The 22,180-nt window shown below is 48.0% G+C and carries 17 protein-coding genes and 1 tRNA gene; 8 read left to right on the top strand and 10 right to left on the bottom strand.

What is annotated here, in order from left to right:
- Positions 1-55 precede the first annotated feature (55 nt).
- Positions 56-1,075, bottom strand: coding sequence for a rhomboid family intramembrane serine protease (locus BCY86_RS02885; RefSeq protein WP_156865019.1), 1,020 nt, complete (start codon positions 1,073-1,075; stop codon positions 56-58).
- A gap of 314 nt (positions 1,076-1,389) precedes the next feature.
- Between BCY86_RS02885 and BCY86_RS02880 the strand changes: the two genes are divergently transcribed.
- Positions 1,390-3,507, top strand: a complete 2,118-nt coding sequence (locus BCY86_RS02880) for a sensor domain-containing diguanylate cyclase (protein ID WP_075276369.1) — start codon at positions 1,390-1,392, stop codon at positions 3,505-3,507.
- On the opposite strand, the gene BCY86_RS02875 is transcribed toward BCY86_RS02880, so the two are convergent.
- Positions 3,504-5,789, bottom strand: a complete 2,286-nt coding sequence (locus BCY86_RS02875; RefSeq protein ID WP_075276368.1) for a bifunctional SulP family inorganic anion transporter/carbonic anhydrase — start codon at positions 5,787-5,789, stop codon at positions 3,504-3,506. The two genes, BCY86_RS02880 and BCY86_RS02875, sit on opposite strands and share 4 nt — an antisense overlap.
- A gap of 123 nt (positions 5,790-5,912) precedes the next feature.
- Between BCY86_RS02875 and dusB the strand changes: the two genes are divergently transcribed.
- The gene (gene dusB / locus BCY86_RS02870; RefSeq protein ID WP_245776255.1) at positions 5,913-6,905 is read left to right on the top strand and encodes a tRNA dihydrouridine synthase DusB; all 993 of its coding nucleotides are present in this window, start codon (positions 5,913-5,915) and stop codon (positions 6,903-6,905) included.
- Between the two features lie 704 nt (positions 6,906-7,609).
- Here the strand turns inward: dusB and BCY86_RS02860 are convergent.
- The 8 genes from BCY86_RS02860 to serS form a co-directional block, all read right to left on the bottom strand.
- Positions 7,610-7,852 (bottom strand): hypothetical protein, encoded by a 243-nt coding sequence (locus tag BCY86_RS02860; RefSeq protein WP_075276365.1) that lies wholly within the window; start codon positions 7,850-7,852, stop codon positions 7,610-7,612.
- Between the two features lie 1,152 nt (positions 7,853-9,004).
- Entirely contained in the window at positions 9,005-9,220 is a 216-nt protein-coding gene (locus BCY86_RS02855) for a metallophosphoesterase family protein (protein WP_156865018.1), read from the bottom strand.
- A gap of 150 nt (positions 9,221-9,370) precedes the next feature.
- Complete coding sequence (locus BCY86_RS02850; protein WP_172824781.1) at positions 9,371-9,838, bottom strand: metallophosphoesterase family protein; 468 nt, start codon at positions 9,836-9,838, stop codon at positions 9,371-9,373.
- A 69-nt stretch (positions 9,839-9,907) separates the two neighbouring features.
- Complete coding sequence (locus BCY86_RS02845; protein ID WP_075276362.1) at positions 9,908-10,132, bottom strand: alpha/beta fold hydrolase; 225 nt, start codon at positions 10,130-10,132, stop codon at positions 9,908-9,910.
- A 12-nt stretch (positions 10,133-10,144) separates the two neighbouring features.
- Positions 10,145-10,426, bottom strand: coding sequence for an alpha/beta hydrolase (locus BCY86_RS02840; protein ID WP_156865016.1), 282 nt, complete (start codon positions 10,424-10,426; stop codon positions 10,145-10,147).
- 270 nt (positions 10,427-10,696) lie between these two features.
- Positions 10,697-12,538 (bottom strand): arginine--tRNA ligase, encoded by a 1,842-nt coding sequence (gene argS, locus BCY86_RS02830; protein ID WP_172824780.1) that lies wholly within the window; start codon positions 12,536-12,538, stop codon positions 10,697-10,699.
- Positions 12,539-12,555: 17 nt separating this feature from the next.
- Positions 12,556-12,627 (bottom strand) — tRNA-Cys (locus BCY86_RS02825).
- Between the two features lie 394 nt (positions 12,628-13,021).
- Positions 13,022-14,296 carry a serine--tRNA ligase gene (serS, locus tag BCY86_RS02820; protein ID WP_075276359.1) on the bottom strand — a complete coding sequence of 425 codons (1,275 nt, stop codon included), beginning with the start codon at positions 14,294-14,296 and terminating at the stop codon, positions 13,022-13,024.
- A 253-nt stretch (positions 14,297-14,549) separates the two neighbouring features.
- Between serS and BCY86_RS02815 the strand changes: the two genes are divergently transcribed.
- From BCY86_RS02815 to prfB, 6 genes are all read left to right on the top strand, one after another.
- Positions 14,550-14,870, top strand: a complete 321-nt coding sequence (locus tag BCY86_RS02815; RefSeq protein ID WP_075276358.1) for an HU family DNA-binding protein — start codon at positions 14,550-14,552, stop codon at positions 14,868-14,870.
- A 6-nt stretch (positions 14,871-14,876) separates the two neighbouring features.
- Positions 14,877-16,142, top strand: coding sequence for a tyrosine--tRNA ligase (gene tyrS / locus BCY86_RS02810; RefSeq protein ID WP_075276357.1), 1,266 nt, complete (start codon positions 14,877-14,879; stop codon positions 16,140-16,142).
- Complete coding sequence (locus BCY86_RS02805) at positions 16,132-17,193, top strand: hypothetical protein (protein ID WP_156865015.1); 1,062 nt, start codon at positions 16,132-16,134, stop codon at positions 17,191-17,193. The genes tyrS and BCY86_RS02805 overlap by 11 nt, the downstream gene beginning before the upstream one ends.
- 119 nt (positions 17,194-17,312) lie before the next feature.
- Positions 17,313-18,092, top strand: coding sequence for a CarD family transcriptional regulator (locus BCY86_RS10295; protein WP_245776254.1), 780 nt, complete (start codon positions 17,313-17,315; stop codon positions 18,090-18,092).
- A gap of 259 nt (positions 18,093-18,351) precedes the next feature.
- Positions 18,352-18,546 carry a hypothetical protein gene (locus BCY86_RS02795; RefSeq protein WP_075276355.1) on the top strand — a complete coding sequence of 65 codons (195 nt, stop codon included), beginning with the start codon at positions 18,352-18,354 and terminating at the stop codon, positions 18,544-18,546.
- A gap of 2,488 nt (positions 18,547-21,034) precedes the next feature.
- A protein-coding gene (gene prfB, locus BCY86_RS02775) for a peptide chain release factor 2 (protein ID WP_156865221.1) occupies positions 21,035-22,178 on the top strand; the annotation gives its coding sequence in 2 pieces (ribosomal slippage) (positions 21,035-21,103 and positions 21,105-22,178; 1,143 coding nt in all).
- The last annotated feature ends 2 nt before the right edge of the window (positions 22,179-22,180 follow it).

The following is a 22,180-nucleotide window of genomic DNA, read 5'->3' as shown; positions in this document are numbered from 1 at the left end:
ATGGCTAGAATCATCCCTTTTCTAGAGCTTCTTTTCCTCTTCCTGCAGAAACTCCTCACGATCTTGTCAAGAGAGAAGAGCAGTGCCCGTCGATCACCTCTTTCAATTGCTCAATGCTTTTCAGATTTTCTCGGACTGTACGCTTTTGTCGCCTTTCTATCATCTTCCACGAGGAAGATTGAAAGGGGGGATCATGAAGTAGCCGTTCTACTCGGTCTGCCGCCCGCCTCGCTCCTGCACAATCCCCCCTTTCGAGCGATTGAATCGCATACAGATAACGCTCTGGCATACGCATGTGGCTCAAAGGATCGCGGCTCAAAGCGAAGACATGCGCGGCAACGGTCACCAGTACCAGGGCACTAACCCCTACAAAATAATATGCCATTGGATAAGTCTCTACTTTTCGCTTCCAGAGGCTCCCCACCAACACACCAGCCAGAGCACCGCCTGCATGCGCAGCATTATCAACCCCCACTCCGGATTGCGCAGCAACAAATCCAAAAATAGCCATCATTACAAACCACCTTAAAGTAGCTTGCGCAAGCGGTCCTTTCCACCCCTGAACCTTCCAAGCGATCACAGTAGTTGTTCCCAATACGCCACAGATAGCACCCGAAGCTCCCACACTGAGCCACTCCACGTCTGTCATCCAACCCCATGCACAACTGGCAACACTGGCAACTATCCCGCAAAAAAGGTACAACAGAGCAAACCAGCCGGAGCCTATCATCCGTTCTACAAGGGATCCGGCATCTCGAAAGGCAAACATGTTAAAAACAAGATGCAGAAGCGACCCATGGACAAAACAGGAAGAGATCAATGTATCCACCCGATATTCCCGAATAGTTGCCACGGCATAATTCGCTCCAAATGTCAGAAGGACATCTTCGGGGATACTTAACAGCGCATACCAGTGATGAGTTTTAAGAAGCTCCCCTGCAAAGACCACAATGTTAATCCAAATCAACATTCTCGTCACAGGAGCTTGCTCGAGCCAACCGGGAGGGCCTGCAAAAAAACAGAGAAGACGGTCAGAAAACCCTTGCTCATCCATTTCTACCAATCGCGAACTCACCTTCTTCTCGCTTTCCTACCCAACATACCCATCCCCTTCTTCTCAAGATGATTTTTCCCATCTCTCACGATTGACATCCTCGATGGTTTTAATCTTGCAGTCCTCTTTTCTAGAATTATCTAATGGAACTAAGAAAACAAGACGTTTCGACAATCAAGTAGGAAACCCTCTTCCCATCTCTCCATGCATATGCTGATCGGATGAGACCATAACCCTAAGCGTATGTCGATTTCTATCGTCCCTCTGATTGATCTTCCTGAAAACTTCAATAGTGTAGATACTTCATTTTAAGGTCATTCAATGCACCTACTGAGATGTTTCAACAAGCGGTAAAACGAGGGGGACGCCTTTTTTTATGCTTGCTCCTGACAGCATACGGCTTGGGGCCTCGAGCATTCTTTTCTATTTTTACACATTTTTTAACGTTCTGCGCACTTTGGTCTTTCCTTTTATTACTGGTTCTTCGAGCGAAAAAGGCCCACACCGGGAACCCGCTCCCTGATCTGGAGCTGGGTCTACTCCTCAGTATCGGCACCAATCTAGGATTGCTGTATTGGGATGGTACCCTCGACGGCCAACATGCCCCTTTTGTTTTTCTGCTATTTCTTTGGATAGCATCTCGGATTCAGCCATGGGCATTGGGAACGAGCGTAGCGTGGCATCTCTGCGTAGAAGCGCTGATCCGGCATTTCATCTCTGATCAACCACCCGACAGTTTAGGATATCGCGCTGGTTTTTTGCTTGGGGTTCTTTTACTCCACCTGTTCGCAATCCATTCTGTCACCTCCCAAACAAAAAAAGAGACCTACGAGAAAGTCAATCAGGAGATCGCTCGAATTCAAGAAGATGCGCGCAGCTATCGGTTGCTGGAGGTTAACAAACAAACGCAAGCAATCCCTTCTCTCAACAGTACGTTGACTCAGTCCAGCGTAGAGGAAATCCGGCAAGCCTCTTTGTACGCACTCAATCTTCTCCATCACTCCCTCCATTTACACACAGCCGCACTTCTATGGCTTAACCGTGCAGGTACACATCTACGCATCTGCCAATTTGTCTCCGAACCCGGAGCAGAGATCGACGAGTCCCCCTTCCATGCCGGAGATGGCGTGTTAGGTGCTGTTACCACTCAACGCAAAAAACTATGCCTTCAAGATTTAAAAATGATTTACCACCTTCCTTATTATCGAGGCCCCTGTCCGATACGATCACTCCTCGCTCTCCCCCTTCTCGAACATGAGACGCTGCAGGGGGTGCTCGTCGTGGACAGAACGAGAGGAGAGCCATTCAGTCCACATGAAGAAAACCTAGTCATGCAAGCTGCGCGCTTCTGTATTCGGACCGTCCAGAATGAACGCGTGTTCGTACAACTAGAAAAAACAAAAATCGAACAGGAAAAACTGTATCAAGCCGCACAAGCGCTCGGAGCCGCGCTGAGTGAAGAGGATGTTCTCAAAGTAGGACTCCAGGCGACCCAAGAGATCACATCTTTCGATCTAGCTGCTGTGACCATCTTTGACGAAGCGAGCCAAATCCATGAGGTCCGCGCTGTCCACTCAAACGATCACTCCCTCGATCCTCTACTCCATACTCGATTCGCTCAAAACAACAGCCTTGTTTCGATGGTCGTTCAAAATCGGTATCCCCTCCCGTACAAAGGAGAGATGGATGGAGGACAAAATCATGTGCTGTCTCCATATCAGCGATGGCCTAAGGTTGCTTCTCTCTTGATCCTCCCCCTGCTTTTGCACGACCGGGCGATGGGGACACTCATCCTCAGCTCTTATCAACCTCGCGCATTCGGCGACTCAATCCGCTCGATTCTCGAGGTCCTGGCTAGCCATCTTGTGGTCTCCTTATCAAACGCACGCATGATCCATCAATTGGAGCGACTCGCCACAACAGACGGATTAACAGGGCTACTCAATAAAACAGCGATGTTGAATATTACCACGCAGAAAATCACCAGCGCAGAGCGCTCGCATCAGAAACTATCTCTCTTGATTTTAGACATCGACTTTTTCAAAAAGGTCAATGATCACTACGGGCATGATACCGGAGATATCGTCCTTCAAGGGATCGGTGCGATTCTCTCCAAGCAGAAACGAACTACCGATGTTGCAGCCAGATTCGGAGGGGAGGAATTCATCCTCCTCTGTGAGCAGACCGATGAGAAAGGGGCAATGCTGCTCGCTGAGCGAATCCGAGAAGAATGCGCTAAACAATTGTTCATCACTTCACAAAAACCTCTTCATGTGACTTGCTCGTTAGGGATCTCGATTTTTCCTGATCACGGGCACACGTGGGATGTTCTGTTCAAGAGAGCCGATGAGGCATTGTATTACTCGAAGCGATCAGGCCGCAATCGCTCCACGGTATGGCATTCCAAACTCTCCACCCCCCCTCAAGAGAGGAGAGACCACCTCCATTTCTAGGTGTCTGTCTCTATTTTGGATGCAGATGGAAAACGGCCACTAGAAGTCCCCAAAACGGCGAATTGCTTCAATGAAGTGGACCACCCTTCTACTTGCCCCGTCGCAATGTTGAAAAACCACGCGTTAAGACAGAGCTGTCCAGTTTCCTCCCGCTCTTGCACAATGGGATACGTGCGCAAATGATCCATCTGGGAGAGCACATTGAGACGTGCCACATCATCCACATCAAGGCCTTCGGGAAGACGCGTGATCAGTTCACGGGCTTCAGTGGCTTTTAGCCAAGCTTTCAGAGAGTGCAGTGCATCAGGGACAACTTCGTTATTAAAAAGCGATTTAATAGCACCACATGTGGAATGACCACAGACAACAATATTTTTGACAGACAAAATACCGACGGCAAAATCGATAGCTGCCCCTTCAGCAGAAGCGGTTCGAGAGCAACAAGGGGGAATCATATTCCCAACATTCCGCACAAGAAACAGCTCCCCTGGATCGCTCGACGTCAACAGATTCGGATCAATACGGCTATCTGAACACGTAATAAAAAGCGTATGAGGGGCCTGTCCGCGCGCTAATTTCTCAAACAATTTCGCGTAATGCATATGTTGTTCGTGATGAAAACGCTGAACCCCACGGATTAAACGCATCTCCGAAGCTTGCCACGGGATCATATCTTCCAAGATCTGATCGATCTCTTGCTCTGTAGAAGCCATCAGTTTCACCAATGGCTCCCCCCCGTTCACCGAAGCTAAGAACTTTCTTCCTTCGGCATGAAGGCGAAAGATCGCCACCTTAGATCCCTTGCGCTGAAGAAGATCGATCAGATCGGCCAGCATCTCCGCACCGGATGCATCCATATCGGTGATCTCACTGAGATCGATGACAATTTTCTTGCCCGGTTCAATGCCTTGAGCTTCCTCCCGCAGTTGACCTAATTGAAGAGAAGATAGAAACGTGAGTGATCCCTTCAATTCGAGGCGATAGGTCCCCTCTGAACCGATCCCTTGGAGTTGGGCTTGCGTGCGTCCAAGTCGAATCGCAACCATCGTAAGCGCAGCCAAAAGACCCCATTGAACCCCTTCGATCAAACCTACAAAGACAATAATCAGAAAAGTGGTGATGTAGATAATCGCATCCGCCCGAGAGACACGCCACAGGTGGACCAACCGAGTTGGATTCAATGTCCGACAGGACACCGAGATCAACAAGGCAGCCAGCGCGGAAACTGGAATCTTAGCCATCACAGGGGCCAAAAACAGCGCTGTGAGAAGTAGAGCAACCGAATGAAAAATGGACGAGCGGCGAGTTTTCGCCCCCGCTTGAATATTAGTGGCAGAACGGGCGATCACCCCACTGATAGGGATCCCACCGCATAGAACACTCATGATGTTGCCGACCCCCTGCCCAATCAACTCTTGATCGAAATCAGCAGGCAGATCCTTAACCAGCTTGGTCAACGCTGCTGAAGACAGGAGAGTTTCCAAGGAGGAGAGCGCATACACCAAAAAAGAGGCGCTTACCAGCTCAATCATCGGGGCAACCGGGAAAGAAGAAGGAAGATGGGGCCATGGGAGCGTGCGTGGAATTGCTCCAATGACGGGAACATCCATCCGGAAGAGAATGGCAATCAGGGAAGAGACCACCACGCCAATGAGCGGAGCAGGAGCTTTCTTAGAAATTCTCGGAACTAAGAAGATAATCGCTAAAGAAATGATGGTCAGAAGAAGGGCACCCTCATCAGACTGATGAAACAGGTCTCGAATGTGAACGACCACGTCCACCACATGAGACTGGGCGGGGGGAGGGAGTCCAAGCGCAGGAGGAAGCTGACCGATTAAGATAATCGCTCCAATTCCCGCCGTAAACCCTTCCACCACAGGCATAGGAGTCAACAGGACAAGCCGCCCCAATCTCAACATTCCAGTGAGAATTTGATACATTCCACAAAGAATGCCGACGACAAACAGACCCCCAAGTCCATACTCCTGAACCACCGAAGCAACCAGCACTACCATGGCAGGAGTAGGCCCGCTGATCGTGAGAGGCATCCCTCCCAAAAGAGGGCATATGACTCCCGCAATCATAGCCGTAACAAGCCCCACTGCAGGGGAAACCCCTGAGGCAAGCGCAATGGCAAGAGACAGCGGAATAGCAATACAAGATACGGTAAACCCCGCGATTATGTCATCTTGCAAGTTCCGCCATGTACAAAGTTCACGCCATTTCGGAAGAAGCGACCGAATCCCTAAGTCCCATCGTATTTTCTTCGAATTCGCGATCATACTTTATCCCACCTTGATATCATATACACTTGCGCCTAGATACTATATGGCTGTGATTGCCAATAAGCAAGAGACTACCATATGCTATTCTATTCGCTCATCATATGCGAAAGATCGCTACCTGTGTCTGAAGCTTTTCCTCTCTTTCAACAACTGTTCACACGCCCCCCAGCGATATTGGCCCCGATGGAGGATGTGAGCGATCATGTCTTTCGGCATTTATGCCGGCTCGTAGGAGCAGATATTTGTTTCACAGAATTTGTCAACGTCGAAGGGCTATTGCGAAAATGCCCTAAAGCGCGGCGAAAAATCCATTTGTTACCGACCGACCGACCTACTGCAATCCAAATCTACGGCTCAGACCCAGAACGTTTAGCAGAAGCGGCTAGCGTCGCTGCCGACGCGAATCCAACATTTGTGGATATCAACTGCGGCTGTTGGATCCCGCGCATTGTCAAACGGGGTGCAGGAGCAGGATGGCTTCGCGATCCTCACGCGATGATCGCAATGGTTAAGCAAGTGGTGCAAGCGATCCCGTTACCGGTTACGGTGAAAACCCGAATCGGATATGGCTCTGAGGCCTCCATGCCCATTGTCGACTTAGCCCGCCGATTGGAAGACGTAGGGGTGCAAGCGATCACTATACATTGCCGCACCGCATCTGCAGGGTATACAGGGACCGCAGACTGGACCTGGGCCCAAAAAGCGCGCGATCAGGTATCCATCCCGGTCATCGTAAACGGCGACATCAAGAGTGGACTGGATGCCAAAAATGCACTCGAGCAAACAGGCTGCCACGGTGTGATGATCGGCCGCCGCGCGATCGAACATCCATGGATCTTTCGGGAAATACGAGCGATGTTGGATCATCAAGAAGAACTCCCTTCTCCTACGCTTAAAGAAAGGATTGACTTCTGCCGCAAACATCTTTTAGCCAACGTCGAAGCAAGAGGGGAACGTTACGGGATCCAAGTAACCCGACGCCATCTCAGTGGCTATTTCAAGGGAATCCCAGGGGCCGCATCCCTACGACAAGAGTTCAACACATCCACTTCACTTGACCAGTGCCTCTCTATCCTCGATACAGCCCTTACAAACATTCCAGGCTCCCCTTGAGTTATTTCCAGCGCTCCGAAAAAGGCTATTGGTCTTCCATTTCCACTTCAATCCCTTACTTTAAGATTGACGAGCTGTCGGATACCTCTTTGTGTAAAGTTCTCTCCTCTCAGAAATACACGAGTAAGCTGGTTCCACCTGCTCGTCAATTCAAGGGAACGATCTGCGAATTAATCTCCAAATCAGCCTCAATTTCTGAAAATGAGGCCATCGATGACCATACCCAATCGACTAATCCGTGAAGAAACCTCTCAGCATTAAAATTGCCAGGTGAGGCCATGCCTTCTTCTGAGCAAAAGAGCTATCGGTCAAATAAAGGCAGTCATGCATTATCAACGTATCAATGGGCAGGTTTGCTGTAGCCTCAACCAAATCCTCTCATCACTCACAGAGACACCTACCAACCTGAGAGCAGAGAGCTCAGTCCATTCAGAAATCGCCTGGATCAATCTCTCACCTCCTTCAAATGGTCTTTTATCAAGCTTAATTTCTGAAGGTGAGGCCAATTTTGGGATGCAGCGAGCCATGCTTCCTCACTTATTGTTGACCCTGTTTCCACAAATCCTAATTCGGTCAAATGAGACTAGAGAGGAACCTCTTCGATGACTGAGTTAGTAAAATTTCCACCGTAGAGAATAAGCTTCTAACCGTCCCAACACAAAGTGCGCGATTGGTAAAGAAATCGCCAACCAGGAATAAGCTGTTTAGTTGACCCAACCGATACCAAAGGACAGAGCAACATCGGTTAATGGGTTATTCGACTTATCTACAAGATGAAGAGACTGAAGCGAAGCGATCTCGCTAAGCACTAGAACCCTTAATCGGATACAAACGGTCTTCTGAGCGTGAGGATCCTGAAGTGTCTTTGAAGCACTGAGTTCCATGAGAAGAAGTTCATCTATATTCGTTTGTTGAAGGTTCGCAGAAGTAACGCATTGGGAGACCATATGCTGCACATCCTATGAAGCAAGCAGCATGCAGCCTTTAAACTGGATATACAACTGGCTTCCAGCGTGCTGTGCCCTCCCTTTTTTATAAGACCGAACCCATTCGATCCCTTCGATCCAAAACTACTTCAATTGCCCTAGCCAGACTCAAGATAAGACTCCACGTCTCGATAAGTGACATTTTTAAATTCGCTTCCAGCCAAACAAGCGAGCGCAGCAGGAGAGTAACTTTAGTCATATATTTGATCATTTTAGGGGTCATCTGATCCCCTCGAGCATAAGGAAAGTCAGGTGGGGTAATCTTTCCACTAGGAAGTCGATCTCATGGTCTTTCAAACCAAGCGGACGACTGCGATCGTACCATACAAACGTGTCAAGAACAAAATGGGCAAGGCTTTTGATCCCCTTATTAGTGATCTTTTCCACTTGTTCTAAGGTTATTTTTTTTAATTTTTAACTGATTCCGACAGTTGCCCAACATCCCTATGATGTACAGCATCTGATTGTCTACATTGGTATAGCTAAGATTGAGAGAGATTACTCCTGCTTTAATGCTCTATCTATAAGGTGAAGTACACCGTGATCTTGACGACTGACCAGCGACACGTGAACCGACGAGCGTTTCACGCAAGCACTCTCTATCGCTGTAGATAGTTCCCTTTTATGAGCTCCTGCGGAAAAACTTCCAAAGAAAAACCGAGAAAAATCATCTCATCTTGCGCAGATGCTGCTATTGTAATCTCCTCCTGAATTGCTCTCTCCGAAGAGTTGCATCCCCAACCTAAGACACACGCAAGCGCACCAGATGCATATCTGGAAACCTATTTTTTCGATTGCACTGCAAGACATATCCCCCCTTTACAATGTATGATTTAGCTTACAACGTGGCTTCGCTTGGCAAAAAATATTATAAAAAGAATAGAGCGTATTTTGCATACAATAGAGAACGGATTAAGAATGCATTTCCATCTCTCTTTCGCGTTCTTCGTAAAAGAGCTCGATGCATGTAATTTCAGAGGAGGCGCCCAATCAATCGGAGGGCTCCAATAGCCTGTCCCCCAGCTCACATAAACCTGAGTCACACCATGTTGATGAAGACCGCGAAGGTAAGGTGGATCATAGGGAAACTAAAAAAATAAAGGGAAAAATCTGTCATCCATGGATATAGCCAAACAACTGAACATCGACCTTTTTCTTGGAAGCCTCATGAATCACTTTGGGTTGATGCACTAAAAGAATCAGGGGGCTGGTTTCTTCTCTCCCATAAACCACCTTTTCCAGATCCAATCCTGCCTCTTCTCCAAGGCATGAGACAAACCAATCATTGACTCCCCCGATATTCAATCTATCTGGAACACATAAACTCACTCGCTCATTGCATAAAACCTGAATCCCCAGCGTCCTGAGGAAATCGATCCACTAATCAGCGACCCAACAATATCCACAACTACCCATACAAAAAAAACACCATCTCTCGCTTTTAACTAGGCCAGCGGGGCGACTAGATGGCCGATTCTTTCAACCTACCCATCTACCAAATCCCCCCACAATTGCGAGCAGATCAGGATTTAATCCGTTCACTTGATCGATCAGCTGTTCGACAAAGTCCTTACCAATAAGGAGACCCACATGAATGCCACTGAGTTGCACGATCCGATCCCCGGATAGGCGACTCGACAATTCGGAGAGAGTAACCCGAACACGCTTAACTTGAACTGACCGGAGCCCATTCGAGAGAGCGACTCCACTTAATCCAAGTGCAATGGAAAAAGAAGCTACACCTAGAAGACGAGAAGTAAACAGCCTTCGCTCTTGATCGATTGAAGCCCCCCCTTTTGAAGCAATGTCTCCGATCTCGCGTAATAGATCAAGAGGAAAGACAGCACAGAAAAAAAAGAAGACCCATCCAAATGTAATAAGCCCACAGCAGAGAGCTGCAAAAGCGCGGCAGGACACCGTCAGAAAAACCATAGCCACCGGGCACACTGATGGCCATCTCGAAGAAGAAGATCGAAAGAATCCAGAAATAGAAGGATAGGAGAAAAGGATCCCGAATCAATCAAGCCCACAAGAAGAAGGGGTTTCCACATTGGATAGATGCGCTACACTGGGTAAAAGCCAATACACAGCCCGCGGCATCGAGTGGGCGAGCGCTTGCAAAACCGGTGAGGGGATAAGAGGATCATCAGCCACCGCGATCACAAGGGTGGGCGCACTTATCTCTTGGCACCAAGGAGTCGCGTCGGGACGATCGCAAATCACCTGAAGCGCCGCAACCATGTCATCAGGAGATTATCCTAACGCGATCGACATCAAAAGATAAACGAGATCGGGACTTTGCTTCTTTGTGGATTGGCTCAACATAGGGGACAGAGACTCACCGCACACTTCTGGATAAGCACCTGCTCGCATGCGCGCGATCAGATGTTTATTCTCGTTTTCATTCGTACTTTGGGAGTCAGCTTCAGCACGAGTATTCGCCAGAACAAGCACTGGAACTCTCCCCTTATACTTTCGAGCAAACGAAAGAGCGATGTCTCCCCCCATCGAAAGCCTTGCGATTACGACAGGCATGCTTCACATGCAAGGATCGCAGAAACATCTCCAGTACATCTACACGGCTTTCAATGGATGGAAAGAGCTCACGTCCAAGAGGGGTTTCTCCAAACCCTGGCAGATCGACTGCAATTGGACTCAGTGCTCAGAAGACAATCCTTCCAGCTGAGGACACCACATTCGAACGGAAAAGCATAAAGGAAGAGTAGGAATGTCCCTTCCCCTGCTTGTTTAAACGCCATGGGATGGGAAGAAACCGCGCATGTCATGCGAACCCCTACAACGTTTTTACATGCGTTCGAGTACTGCAATCCCCAGAAGATCAAGCCCCTTTTTTAAAACACGAGACACCAAATCGATCAAAGCCAATCGCGAACCACGGAGTTGAGGTTCTGCTTTAAGAACGTGCATTTGTTTATAAAAAGTGGAGAACAAGAGAGCAACTTCAAACAAATATTCACACAGAAGATGAGGCTTCACTGTTTTGGCCACTTCTTCCACAATGATAGGAAACCACAGCAGACGCAAGAGAAGTTCGTGTTCCATTGGAGCCAAATTGCTGATTGCTCCAGGAGATAAGCCTTGCTGTTCTGCTTTGCGCAGAATGGATCGGGTCCGAGCATATGCGTATTGGAGGTAGGGAGCTGTGTTGCCAGAAAGAGCAAGCGCTTTATCCCATGTAAAGGTGAGAAGTGTCTGCCTATCTTTGGAAAGGTTGTTGTATTTGACCGCACCTATCCCCACAACCCGCGCCACCTCACGCGCTTCTGCTTCAGTGAGCTCCGGATTGCACTCGCAAGCCACTTGAAAAGCACGCTCTTCCGCTTCATCGAGTAAAGCTTCCAGAGAGATCAGATGACCTTGCCGGGTCGAAATCGTCCCCTCCGGCAAGCGCATCAAACCAAACCAGATATGCTCAAGATTTGCTGAAATCCCCAATTGTTTGGCAGTCGCAAAAAGTTGCTTGAAGTGAAGCTGCTGACGCTCATCTGTCACATAGAGAATCCATGTTGGATTCCACTGCTCCATTCGATACAAAAGAGTAGCAATGTCTGTGGTACTATAGAGAAATCCTCCATCGGCTTTGCGGATCAGCAACGGAGGGAGCTTCTCTCCAACTGTGGATTCCCGCTCAAGGGGAACGATGATAGCCCCTTGATCTTCAACTGCGAGCCCCTTCTGCACAAGCGCTTCGACCGTACTCGCCAATTGGTCGCGATAGAAACTCTCCCCCAGCGTAATATCGAATTGAACCCCGAGACGTTGGTACATCTTGTCCAGCTCCCGTCGAGACGCTTCGAGAAAAAGACTCCACAGAGCTCTATTCTGCTCGTCCCCCCGCTGCAATTTAACAAGTTCAGCGCGCGCTTCTTGAAGAAGAGGAGAAGGGCTCGCATCCTCTTCCTCATCACTGGAATGGCGAAATACTTGACCCCCTTTTTGCGACTGCTGCTGTTTCTTTTCCTCTTCTGAAAAGAGCACGTATAGCCGCAACAGCTCTTGAACAGGATTCGCTTGAAACGCATCCAGATTAACCCATTTCTTGTAGGCTACAATCAGCTTCCCAAACTGAGTCCCCCAGTCCCCCAAGTGATTGTCTGCGATAACCCTGTACCCCACCGCTTGAAACACCCGTTTAATGGCGTCCCCGAGAATCGTTGAGCGGATATGTGCGATATGCATTGGTTTCGCCACGTTGGGTGAGGAATAATCGACCACCACACATTGCCCAGCTCCTAACAGGCGCAAAGAAAGTGCTCGGTGTGCATAAGTAGCCAGCCATTCCGAACGGATCCACAGATTGAGAAAGCCCCGGTCAGTGAGCTCAAACCGCAACACAACCTCTTCCTTTTCCAAAGCCCCTTGGATCGCCTTCCCGATCTCTTGAGGAGAACATTTGCACCGCTTTGCTAGAGAGAGAGCTCCTACCGTTTGCAGGTCGGCGTGCTTCGATCGGGTAAACAGAAGGGCCGACTCAGCTACTTCACGCTCAATACCAAAACGCTCACACACCGCTTGGGCGGCTTGCTGCTTTAACCGATCCAGCAAGGAAAACATTGTGCCCTCACTGACTACCTCCATTTTCCCGAGGTCCCGTTCCTTCGATCCCAACATACTGGAAACAACCACAACACAACTCATCAAAGAGGCGCGGATCGGAGTTGAACCGACCTAGAACGGTTTTGCAAACCGCTGCCTGACCGCTAGGCTACCGCGCCATGTTGTACACAATCGCTGCTTCGTATCTACTTTATCTAACTTCCAACTCAGCTGAATTCGTTTGCTGCCATCAAGTCATCAATCGATCAATCAAATGAATAGGGTTAGATTCATACTGCATGGACCAGAAGAATCCAAGAAAAGAATGGTTGCTTCCCGCCGTTTTCAATGTTCAAGAGAAAGAAAGCTCAGAAGGGAGAGAGGGGTCGTGTTCAGATTTGGATATCATATAAGGAAAAATAAAAAAGCAGAAGCGAACACACAGGAGAAAAGAGCTTGCCGTTTTTTTGTTGCTCATCTAAGCGCGACCTTCCCAATAACGAGTCGGAATGGAAGGGAGATCCCTAAAGATATATCGGATAAGCATAAAAACGGTTGAAGGGGGGCTGACTCTCACCGCACTGGTCGCAGTACCTCTATCCCGCGCATGTAAGGAACTAATGCTTTGGGAAGCTTCACCGAGCCATCTTTTTGTTGATGGTTCTCAAGCAAAGGAATGAGGATTCTGGGCAGTGCAATTGTGGTATTGTTGAGCGTATACGCATAGGCCAATGCACCGGATGCGAGACGCACCCGAATCTGAGACCGCCGCGCTTGGAAATCACCAAATGAAGAACAAGAATGCGTCTCTCCATAGGCATTGCGACCGGGCATCCAAGATTCGATCTCGTGTTTACGGACTTGGCCCAATCCAATTTCTCCAGTACAAGCGAGACAGACCCGATAGGGAATCTCTAGGGCTGCCAAAATCGCCTCTGCATTAGTGAGCAACCCCTCATGCTCTTTCACCTGCTCTTCTTCATCCGGCAACGTGATGATCACCTGCTCCACTTTGGTGAATTGATGTACTCGGTAGATCCCTCGGGTATCTCTCCCATGCGCACCTGCTTCTCTACGGAAACAAGGGGAGAATCCGGCATATCGTAAGGGCAACGCACTGGCATCGAGGATCGTCCCCGCATGAAGAGAAACCAGCGAGACTTCACTGGTCCCCACCAAAAAAAGCTCGTCATCCCCAACACAATAAGCCTCTTGACGCCCTAAGGGGAAATACCCGGTTCCAATCATGGCTTGCTCTTTGACAAGAACAGGAGGGCTGACAAGCGTCCATCCGCGATCCATCAACAGATCGACCGCCATGCGGACAATCGCAAGTTCAAGGAGAGCGCCATGGCCAATCAAAGCATACGTCCGCCCCCCTGCAAATCGCCGAGGTCCATCCCAATCAACTAGACTGAGAGAGGTCATCAACCCAACATGATCCTGCGGAGCGAAATCAAACTGAGGCAAAGACCCTACACGACGGACCTCCACATTATCCTCTTCCCCCTTGCCTATGGGTACATCGGGATGGGGAATGTTCGGGACGCGAAGCATCCATTTATCAAATTCAGCCTGAACAGCAGCCAACTTAGGCTCCAGCTGTTCGATCTGAGAGCGCACTGTTCTCGCCTCTTCGAACAAAGCCGGGCGTGAGGAAGGTTCAGCCGTCCTCAACATAGCAGCGAGTTCATTTTTCCGCGCTCTCTGCAGTTCCAGAACTGCAATAAGTTCACGGCGAATGCGATCCGTTTCCAAAAGCGCGTCCAGATCACAGTCACACTGTTTGTGAGCGATTGCACCCTGAACCTGATCCTTATTCTGGCGGATAAAATGAATATCAAGCATAAATACTCTCAGTACACGAACGGATAATTTAATTCAGCCGTACTATAATGTGCTCTCTATTGTACAGAAAATAAGCCTTTAAATCCCAGTCGACCTCTTTTTTTCACTTTCCTCCCAGCACGATTTTTTCCCACGCTAGACTCATTCAGGACAGGCATGTACTCCAAGCCCCCACTTAGCAAAAATGGATTTAAGGATATCTCCATTGACCCTTTTGACAAGTCCATAGTATTTTAATATTATAAGGTTTTTAATGACGAAAAGCGAATTGATCCAGGCGATAGCAGCTCGAAGCGAGATGATGAGGTCGCGCGCTGAGCTGATCGTCAACGCTATTTTTGATGCGATGCTCGAATCCTTGAAACGCGGGGAAGGGATTGAAATACGGGGCTTCGGCAGTTTCAGCATACGGTCTTATAAGCTGTACCCAGGGCGAAACCCACGCACAGGAGCTTCTGTGGTCGTTCAAGCTAAGCGTCTTCCTTTCTTCCGGATGGGAAAAGATCTGCGGCAACGTGTCCAGCAAAGTCATTTTCTCAAGAAAGGGACATCCAAAGAGAATCCCTCTCCTTAAATATTCATGTCTGCACCCTCTCTATCCGAACAGCTTCACTTGCTCACCCGAGGCATCGTCGATCTGTGCGCCCGCTCCGAGCTAGAAGAAAAACTCAAGCACTCCCTTGCATCCCGGATTCCTCTCCGTATTAAAGCAGGATTTGATCCAACACATCCCGATCTCCACTTGGGACACACCGTGGTCCTGACCAAATTGCGCCAATTTCAAGATCTTGGGCATCGCGTCGCGCTTGTGGTCGGTGAATTTACAGCCACCATAGGGGACCCAACCGGTCAAAGCGAGGCTCGTCCTCGTTTAACAAAGGAGCAAGTCCAGGAAGCTGCGCAGACTTATACGGAACAGGCCTTTAAAATTCTCGATCCCAGCCGTACAGAGCTGCATTCCAACCAAGAATGGTTAGAAAAACTGAAGCTGACAGAGATTGTTGAGCTAATGAGCCATATGACCGTAGCCCGTATGCTCGAGCGCAACGATTTTGGCAACCGCTTTCGTCAGCAGCGGTGTATTTTTCAACATGAATTCCTTTATCCGCTCTTACAAGGGTATGACTCGGTTGCGCTCAACTGCGACATCGAAATAGGAGGGACTGATCAGCTCTTCAATTTGCTGGCAGGGCGCTCTCTCATGGTAAAATATGGCCAATCCCCCCAAATCGTCATGACCATCCCTCTCCTCGAAGGGATTGATGCGCGGGTTAATGAAAAAGGAGAGATAGAGGGCAAAAAAATGTCCAAAACGGCGGGCAATGCGATCAGCCTCACCGAAGAGCCCAGTGCGATGTACCGTAAAATGATGCAAATCGAAGATGCTGTTATTTTCCGATACTTTGAACTTCTCTCCACTTGCTCCACCGAAACCATTGAGGGTTTAAAACGAGAGTGGCAACAGGAACGCCATCCTTTAGAAATTAAAGCCCTGTTTGCTCAAGAAATCGTTACCCGGTTCCACTCAGAAGAAGAAGCCAAAAAAGCAAAAGAAGAATTTGAAAAGATCTACCAATCGGACGCGCTCCCTGTCGAGATCGAAGAATATCAGTTGATCACGACAACACCGACGCTCTGGACCCCCAAAGCAATTGCACAGGTCGGTCTCACTAAATCCTCCAGCGAAGCAAAACGGCTGATAGAGCAAGGAGGCGTGGAAGTGGATCAAATGCGTGTAACCGATTCCAATCATCAATTGGAAGCTGGTCGAAGATATCTCGTCCGTATTGGTTCAAAACACCGACGTTTTGCCTACATTCATCTCATCAATGCTCATGCACCCTAAATTAGATGTACGACGAATAGTCTGCTGGACTGCTATTCTTCTTACCTCTCTCTTCATCTCGTCTTGTCGATCCTCTCTCCTCTCTCCTTCCTCTCAAATTCAAGAAGTTAAAGAGCCATTTCACCTAACTCCTCTCGTTGATATAGCCCCCGCGGCACAACTGAAATGGATCATCGAACTCAAGCCGCGTAGGATCCAAGAGCGAAAAGAGCTCGCCAGAGCTGTGTCTTATCTTTTCAACCAGTCCTACCTCCAAGCCTTCGCAGAAAAATACGGAGGGATCGAACTAACAAAAACGGAAGAACTCGTCATCGCCTCTTATCCGCAAACTACGCTGTTTTTGGTTCGCAGCCCGATTGTCTCATTTTCAATAGAAGAGGCTTTTCTGAATCGCGTTTCCTTGAAAGGCAGATCCACCGAATCCAAAGCTGGGGTTTTAGGAGTTGCCCAGCGCAAAATAGAGCGCATGTGGGGAACAATGGATAAACAAGAGGTACAATTAACCCTTTTTGGTCAACAAGCCTGCGCTCTTGCAATAGGGAAAGGGGGTCCCCTTCACGCAGCAGAACTATTCGCTCAGTCTAAATTAAAGAAAGCTTCTCCCAGTCTACAGGCTCCTCCTCTCGCCCAAGCCGCAGCGTCACTTCCAAACGGTTTGATGCGCGCCTTCTACGCAGGCCCCTTTGAAGGGGAAGCTGCTCGTGGATTCGGAGGGCTCCTTGCGAGCAGTTTTTCTGTCTCTTTTTCAATTGAATCTGTCCAAGCACCGAACTCACAGACCGGTTGGTTACGGTTAACTTTACTTTTAATGGGTGCGTGGAATGAAAAAGAACACGAATTCTCAGTCAAAGAACGATTAAATGGGTGGCTTCAGACATTTTTGAACTCAGAAATAGGAAAGTGGCTGCAACCTAATCAGCTCCCCGCATTACCGCTCATTTATCGAGATCAAGATTCGATCAGGCTTGCTCTCACAATCAACGCAGATTCACTCGGCCGTAACTTTTACCTAGCCACTAAAGCGAGTATGAAAGAGGCATTAGGCATTTAACGCCAAACTTCAATCTATCCCCTTTCCCATCCCACACGCAAGTTCTTGACACATTTCAAGAAATTATGGTAGTTCTTTGACGTCCACGTCCTTCTTTCTATCTACTCTCTGTACTCCCTATGCGCCATCCTCATCACCCTTCTCTGTCATCACCTACCAAAAAAGCTGCCTTAAAGACTACCAAAAAAGCAGTCCTCAAAAAGACAAAAGCTGCTTCAACGAGCGCTGAACCTAAAAAAGTAAAGCCTCCTCGAGCTCAAGCTAAAAAGCCTCCTACTTCCTTTAAATCAACCGCTGAATCCTCTCTCTCTTCAGAATCCACACCTGTTCCCACATCGGGGGCCTCTTCCGCGCGATCGCCGTCAGGGTATATTCCACCTCCCCCAGACGAAGAGATGCTCAACCGATGCAATGTAACTTTTAATGTGGGAGATAAGGCAGTCCACCCCGCGCATGGCGTAGGGGAAGTCACCGCAATTGAAGAGCGGGAGCTTGGAGGAGTCGTAGGAAAGTTCTACGTTCTCCGGATTCTCGACAACGGCATGAAGGTCATGGTGCCCGTGAACACATCCACTCAAGTAGGGCTGCGGCAGATTATGAGCGAAAAACAAGCGGATGCCATCCTCCATACGATGCGAGCTCGAGAGGTAGCTGTGGACGTACAGCCATGGAGTCGCCGTTTCCGAATCTATACGGAAATGATCAAAAGCAAGTCCCCTCAAGAGATCGCAAAAGTTTTGCGCGATATGCATCGTCTCAAATTTGACAAAGATCTCAGTTTTGGAGAACGTCGCCTTCTCGATCAAGCGAAAAGTCTTTTGATGAAAGAACTCTCATTAGCCAAAAGGATCAGCGAAGCAGAAATGATTGAAGAAGTAGCTCAGATTTTTAGCGCATAAGCGAGATATAAGAAATGGCATATTCTTTGATGAACATGCGGATGTGAAATCCAAATCTGCACAACGACTATGCTATCCAGTTAGTTTTCTTGTTTGCCCTCTCGAGTCTATGGAGGATGCGATGAGTAACAGGAGTATCCTCAATGGGGTAGAAGGAAATATCCTGGTTTCAAAGGGCTGATTGCGTTATCCCCCGTCACGATTATTGGCGGGTCCATTTGACATTCTTCAGTTCTCCTTTTAGACACAAGGAAATGGGTTGCTGCAACAGGTAGGTGTGGGGTTCGAATCGTTGCTCTGGGGGGTTAAGTCTATCGACTCGCTGCTCTCTGTCTCCACTTCATCCCCTTCTGTTGACTCGCTTACTCTTCTTACGCAAACGGATCCATTGCATCATCATCCTTTTACTTATCTGGCTACTCACTCTGTTGCCCAGGCGGCGATTTGCAGCTAGATGCAATGCGCCGATCTGGCTCCAGAGGATCCAAACCTTAACCAAGCTTTAAAGCGTGCTTGGTGGAATGCACTCCTTCCAGAAATGCAATGTACTTCCGAGGGCTCACAAGCTATGAGCAGGAGGGTATGGAACCAGCATTCTGATCGGAACGCTCGCTGGACTGGATGCAATCCAGCTTTGGTTCGAAGCTCGCAGCATTTGACATCTCGACCTTCTTTTTTTTATACTCAGGAGAAGAACCTACAATGGAGAGGATTCGCCTGCAACGGCAAGCCCTTGGTGTTAAAATAGCTTCTTCTATTCTCCATACTCTTTTTCAGTGGTAGCATATCCTTGTCTATCTTCAAAGCAATCCTTCCTATGACGCGGTAGAAAAACGACTTTACCTCAGTGAACTAGAAACTACCTGGATATTCTGACAAATGAGTGGTTTCATCGATAGTGTTCTTCCCCATCCATGTTGATCTCTTTTCCAACACCACCACACCGCCGGCGTTTCCTATCGAAGTCGAGAGTTCAGATAACTTCTTAAGAACCCCCCTTAGTTTTCACTACATTTGCTTTTTTCTCATGCGGTTCCTCCGATTTCTCAGACCACGAGACAACGATTGTCCAAATGTCCAATGAGATGAAGGTGCTCGATTTGTCCAAAAAGAAAATACCGAGCGAAGATTTACTTCCAGATTTATTTAAAAAACAGCTTCACGCAACAGCAGCTTAGGTTTCCCCCCATTCCTAAATAAGGTCGAAAATACACTTTTTGGTGCGACGCAATGGAGATTGTAAAGATTTGAAAAGTCACCCGTATCGATCTCACCAAAACCAATGCCAACAATGACATGATAGAGTAACTCGAATGGTCATTTAGCCCACTCAAGGAACTTGTCATTGTAGATACCCTACCACGAATACCGATAAGGTAATCCAATATGTTGTAGGACTAGGAAAACACGAGAAAAAGATTTATTGGCCGAATCTCTCCTCGATCGATCTGAGTGGACCTGGGTTTACACCCGAAATCTTACGATGGATCGCAGCTGGTTTTAGAAAAATTACTTTCATCGGCCTGAGTGGATCCCAATTCAACAACGTCATAAAAGAAGAAATCCGAAATTTGGTAAAAGGATGCATCTAGCAGCCTGTATCGATCAAAGTGAATGCGTTCGAGCCATTAGACGCTTGTGAACGAGGGAGAGCTCAACTCGCCTCTTCACAACCCAAAATCCCTTTCAAAGGGATGTATGATTAACAAATGGGGACCTTCAAGCAATAACAACGGAATCCCAGGTTTAGCGGATACCAATACAAATGATCTCGGACTATCCATCCTATCTTCTGAATGGTTATCCTCGAAGTCTTTTTCTGCCCTTTTGCCTATGAAACACAAGGGTGATAGATAAAGGAGTACAATTACTTCACAAGATTCGTACTCTCAAGCAGTTCGTCTTCCAGAATACCCGTGACCATCCATTCATAAGATGTTGCATTAAATTAGGCTGCACAATACAAGCCGGCTCAGCTTTACCATTTTGGGGAATGGATTCACTGGTCGGGTTATTCCATCGATCCCTCAGCATGTGACTGCTCTCACACTTTACAGCGATCGTTTAACAAATAAGGCTATTGGACAACTAAGATTTCGGATTAAGATTACTGATCTCATCCTAGGAGGTTCTCGTTTTGTTCAGGGTGGATTGACTGACGATGCATTGATTACAGCCGCCCCACAATGGCCTGCTCGCTGCTCTCTAAGTCTTTGGGAAAGACCCTTCAAAGGCACAACCTTCCCTTTGATTGTTAATCTTTGGACAAAAAGCTTATCAAATCTATGTTTAAGGTGCATCCTTACCACAGATAAAGGCTTCTTCAGCACTTGGACCACTAGACTATCCCTGACTAGCCTCAAGTCACATGCTTGCCCCCACTTGACAGACGAGGCCATGAGATATGGTGACAGATAGCAGTTTGTCACCCTGCAGCTCGCTGGAAACGCATTCATAGACAACATCCTTCAAAAAGGACACATATGGAGTTCCTTAAGCTCCTTGGCCCTCAAGAGCTATCAGTTTACAGAGAAAGCGCCCAGGTATGGATACGCATGGAAAGAGTTCGATTCCCTCAAACTCACTAGCAATAAATTGACCGATGGGACATTATCGATAAGGCGCTGAAAAGGATCACGAAGGGTGCTCCTTTCAGTCACATTCAGATCAATCACAAAACCACCTTCATCAAGGCGATAAGAAAGTAACACTTGTTTCCGTCTGCTCTGGATTCTTAACGAGCTGATAAGCCTAAGAGCAAGAAACGCACCGTATGTTGCCTAGAAGGAGTCAGAAGAAATCTGATTCGAGCGATGGCAATCCGATGTCTTTTTACAAATATTCCCTTCACAATAAAATCCTTTTATATTGACTTGCTTTCCAGGTCGATCCAACAAAAAAGCAATCGATAAGAAAAGCTCAGAGGATGCTCACTCATGCTGATGGTTCACGAAATTCAAGAAAAGCTAAATCACCTTCAACGGCGTTTAACAACGCTAAGGGGGCATCTTTGACCTATCCCAAATTCAGAAGGAAATTGCAAGGCTAAGCAGTCAAATGCAAGCCTCTGATTTTTGGGAGGATATCAAAAAAGCACAGTCGACTACTCGCCATCATGCATCACTGGAAAAGTCGCTCAAGGCATTCGATCAGTTGATGAATCAACTTCAAGACGCGAACGTTTTACTGGAGCTCAGCATCGAAGAGCATGATACCAAGACTCTTGAAGAAGTCTCGCGTTCACTATCTTCTCTTGAGAAGAGTATACGCAGTGCGGAACTCGAGCGCATGCTTTCCGGCCCTATGGATCACGCGAACGCGATTGTCAGCATTCACCCAGGAGCAGGAGGCACCGATGCAAAAGATTGGGCGAAGATGCTCCTTCGGATGTATCTGCGCTGGTGCGAACAACATCATTACAAAACCAATCTGATCGATTATCAAGAGGGGGATGAAGCGGGGATTGACGATGTTTCATTCACGGTGCAAGGGGAGTTCGCCTATGGGTATTTGCGTTCCGAGTCAGGTGTTCATCGGCTTGTTCGGATCAGCCCATTTAAAGCGGATCGCAGTCGTCAAACCGCCTTCGCAGCTGTCGAGGTGATCGCCGACATCGAAGATGATATTTCGATCGAGATCCAGGAAAAGGATATAGAAATTACCACTATGCGGGCAGGAGGCAAAGGGGGGCAAAATGTCAACAAGGTAGAAACCGCCGTCCGATTGCGTCATCTCCCCACAGGACTCAACATCGTGTGCCGCGCAGAGCGGAGCCAGCATCAGAATCGAGCGATGGCCATGAAGATGCTGAAGGCTAAGCTGTATGAAATCGAGCTACAAAAGCGGGAAAGCGAAAATGCTGCTTATCAAGCATCCAAAAGCGCAATCAATTTTGGAAGCCAGATCCGCAATTACGTGCTAGCTCCTTATCATCTGGCTAAAGATACACGCACTGCGCACGAGACACCTAACGTCAATGGCGTGTTGGATGGAGGCTTAGATGATTTTATTGAAGCCTATCTCCTCGCTTCATCTAAAGGTAATATTGGAAAGGGAGCAGAGGAATTTTCTTCTCCAACAGAATAAAG

Origin of the sequence: Pajaroellobacter abortibovis (assembly GCF_001931505.1) — a bacterium.
Taxonomy (GTDB): domain Bacteria; phylum Myxococcota_A; class Polyangia; order Polyangiales; family Polyangiaceae; genus Pajaroellobacter; species Pajaroellobacter abortibovis.
Note: the sequence above shows the minus strand (reverse complement) of the source record. Positions and strands in the feature narration are given on the sequence as shown.

Excerpts from the sequence above, each read along its gene's own strand:
- BCY86_RS02880 (WP_075276369.1), top strand. The coding sequence starts at position 1,390 with ATGTTTCAACAAGCGGTAAAACGAGGGGGACGCCTTTTTTTATGCTTG.
- BCY86_RS02875 (WP_075276368.1), bottom strand. The coding sequence starts at position 5,789 with ATGATCGCGAATTCGAAGAAAATACGATGGGACTTAGGGATTCGGTCG.
- BCY86_RS02860 (WP_075276365.1), bottom strand. The coding sequence starts at position 7,852 with ATGGTCTCCCAATGCGTTACTTCTGCGAACCTTCAACAAACGAATATA.
- BCY86_RS02845 (WP_075276362.1), bottom strand. The coding sequence starts at position 10,132 with ATGGTTGCGGCGCTTCAGGTGATTTGCGATCGTCCCGACGCGACTCCT.
- BCY86_RS02840 (WP_156865016.1), bottom strand. The coding sequence starts at position 10,426 with ATGCCTGTCGTAATCGCAAGGCTTTCGATGGGGGGAGACATCGCTCTT.
- serS (WP_075276359.1), bottom strand. The coding sequence starts at position 14,296 with ATGCTTGATATTCATTTTATCCGCCAGAATAAGGATCAGGTTCAGGGT.
- BCY86_RS02815 (WP_075276358.1), top strand. The coding sequence starts at position 14,550 with ATGACGAAAAGCGAATTGATCCAGGCGATAGCAGCTCGAAGCGAGATG.
- tyrS (WP_075276357.1), top strand. The coding sequence starts at position 14,877 with ATGTCTGCACCCTCTCTATCCGAACAGCTTCACTTGCTCACCCGAGGC.
- BCY86_RS02805 (WP_156865015.1), top strand. The coding sequence starts at position 16,132 with ATGCACCCTAAATTAGATGTACGACGAATAGTCTGCTGGACTGCTATT.
- BCY86_RS10295 (WP_245776254.1), top strand. The coding sequence starts at position 17,313 with ATGCGCCATCCTCATCACCCTTCTCTGTCATCACCTACCAAAAAAGCT.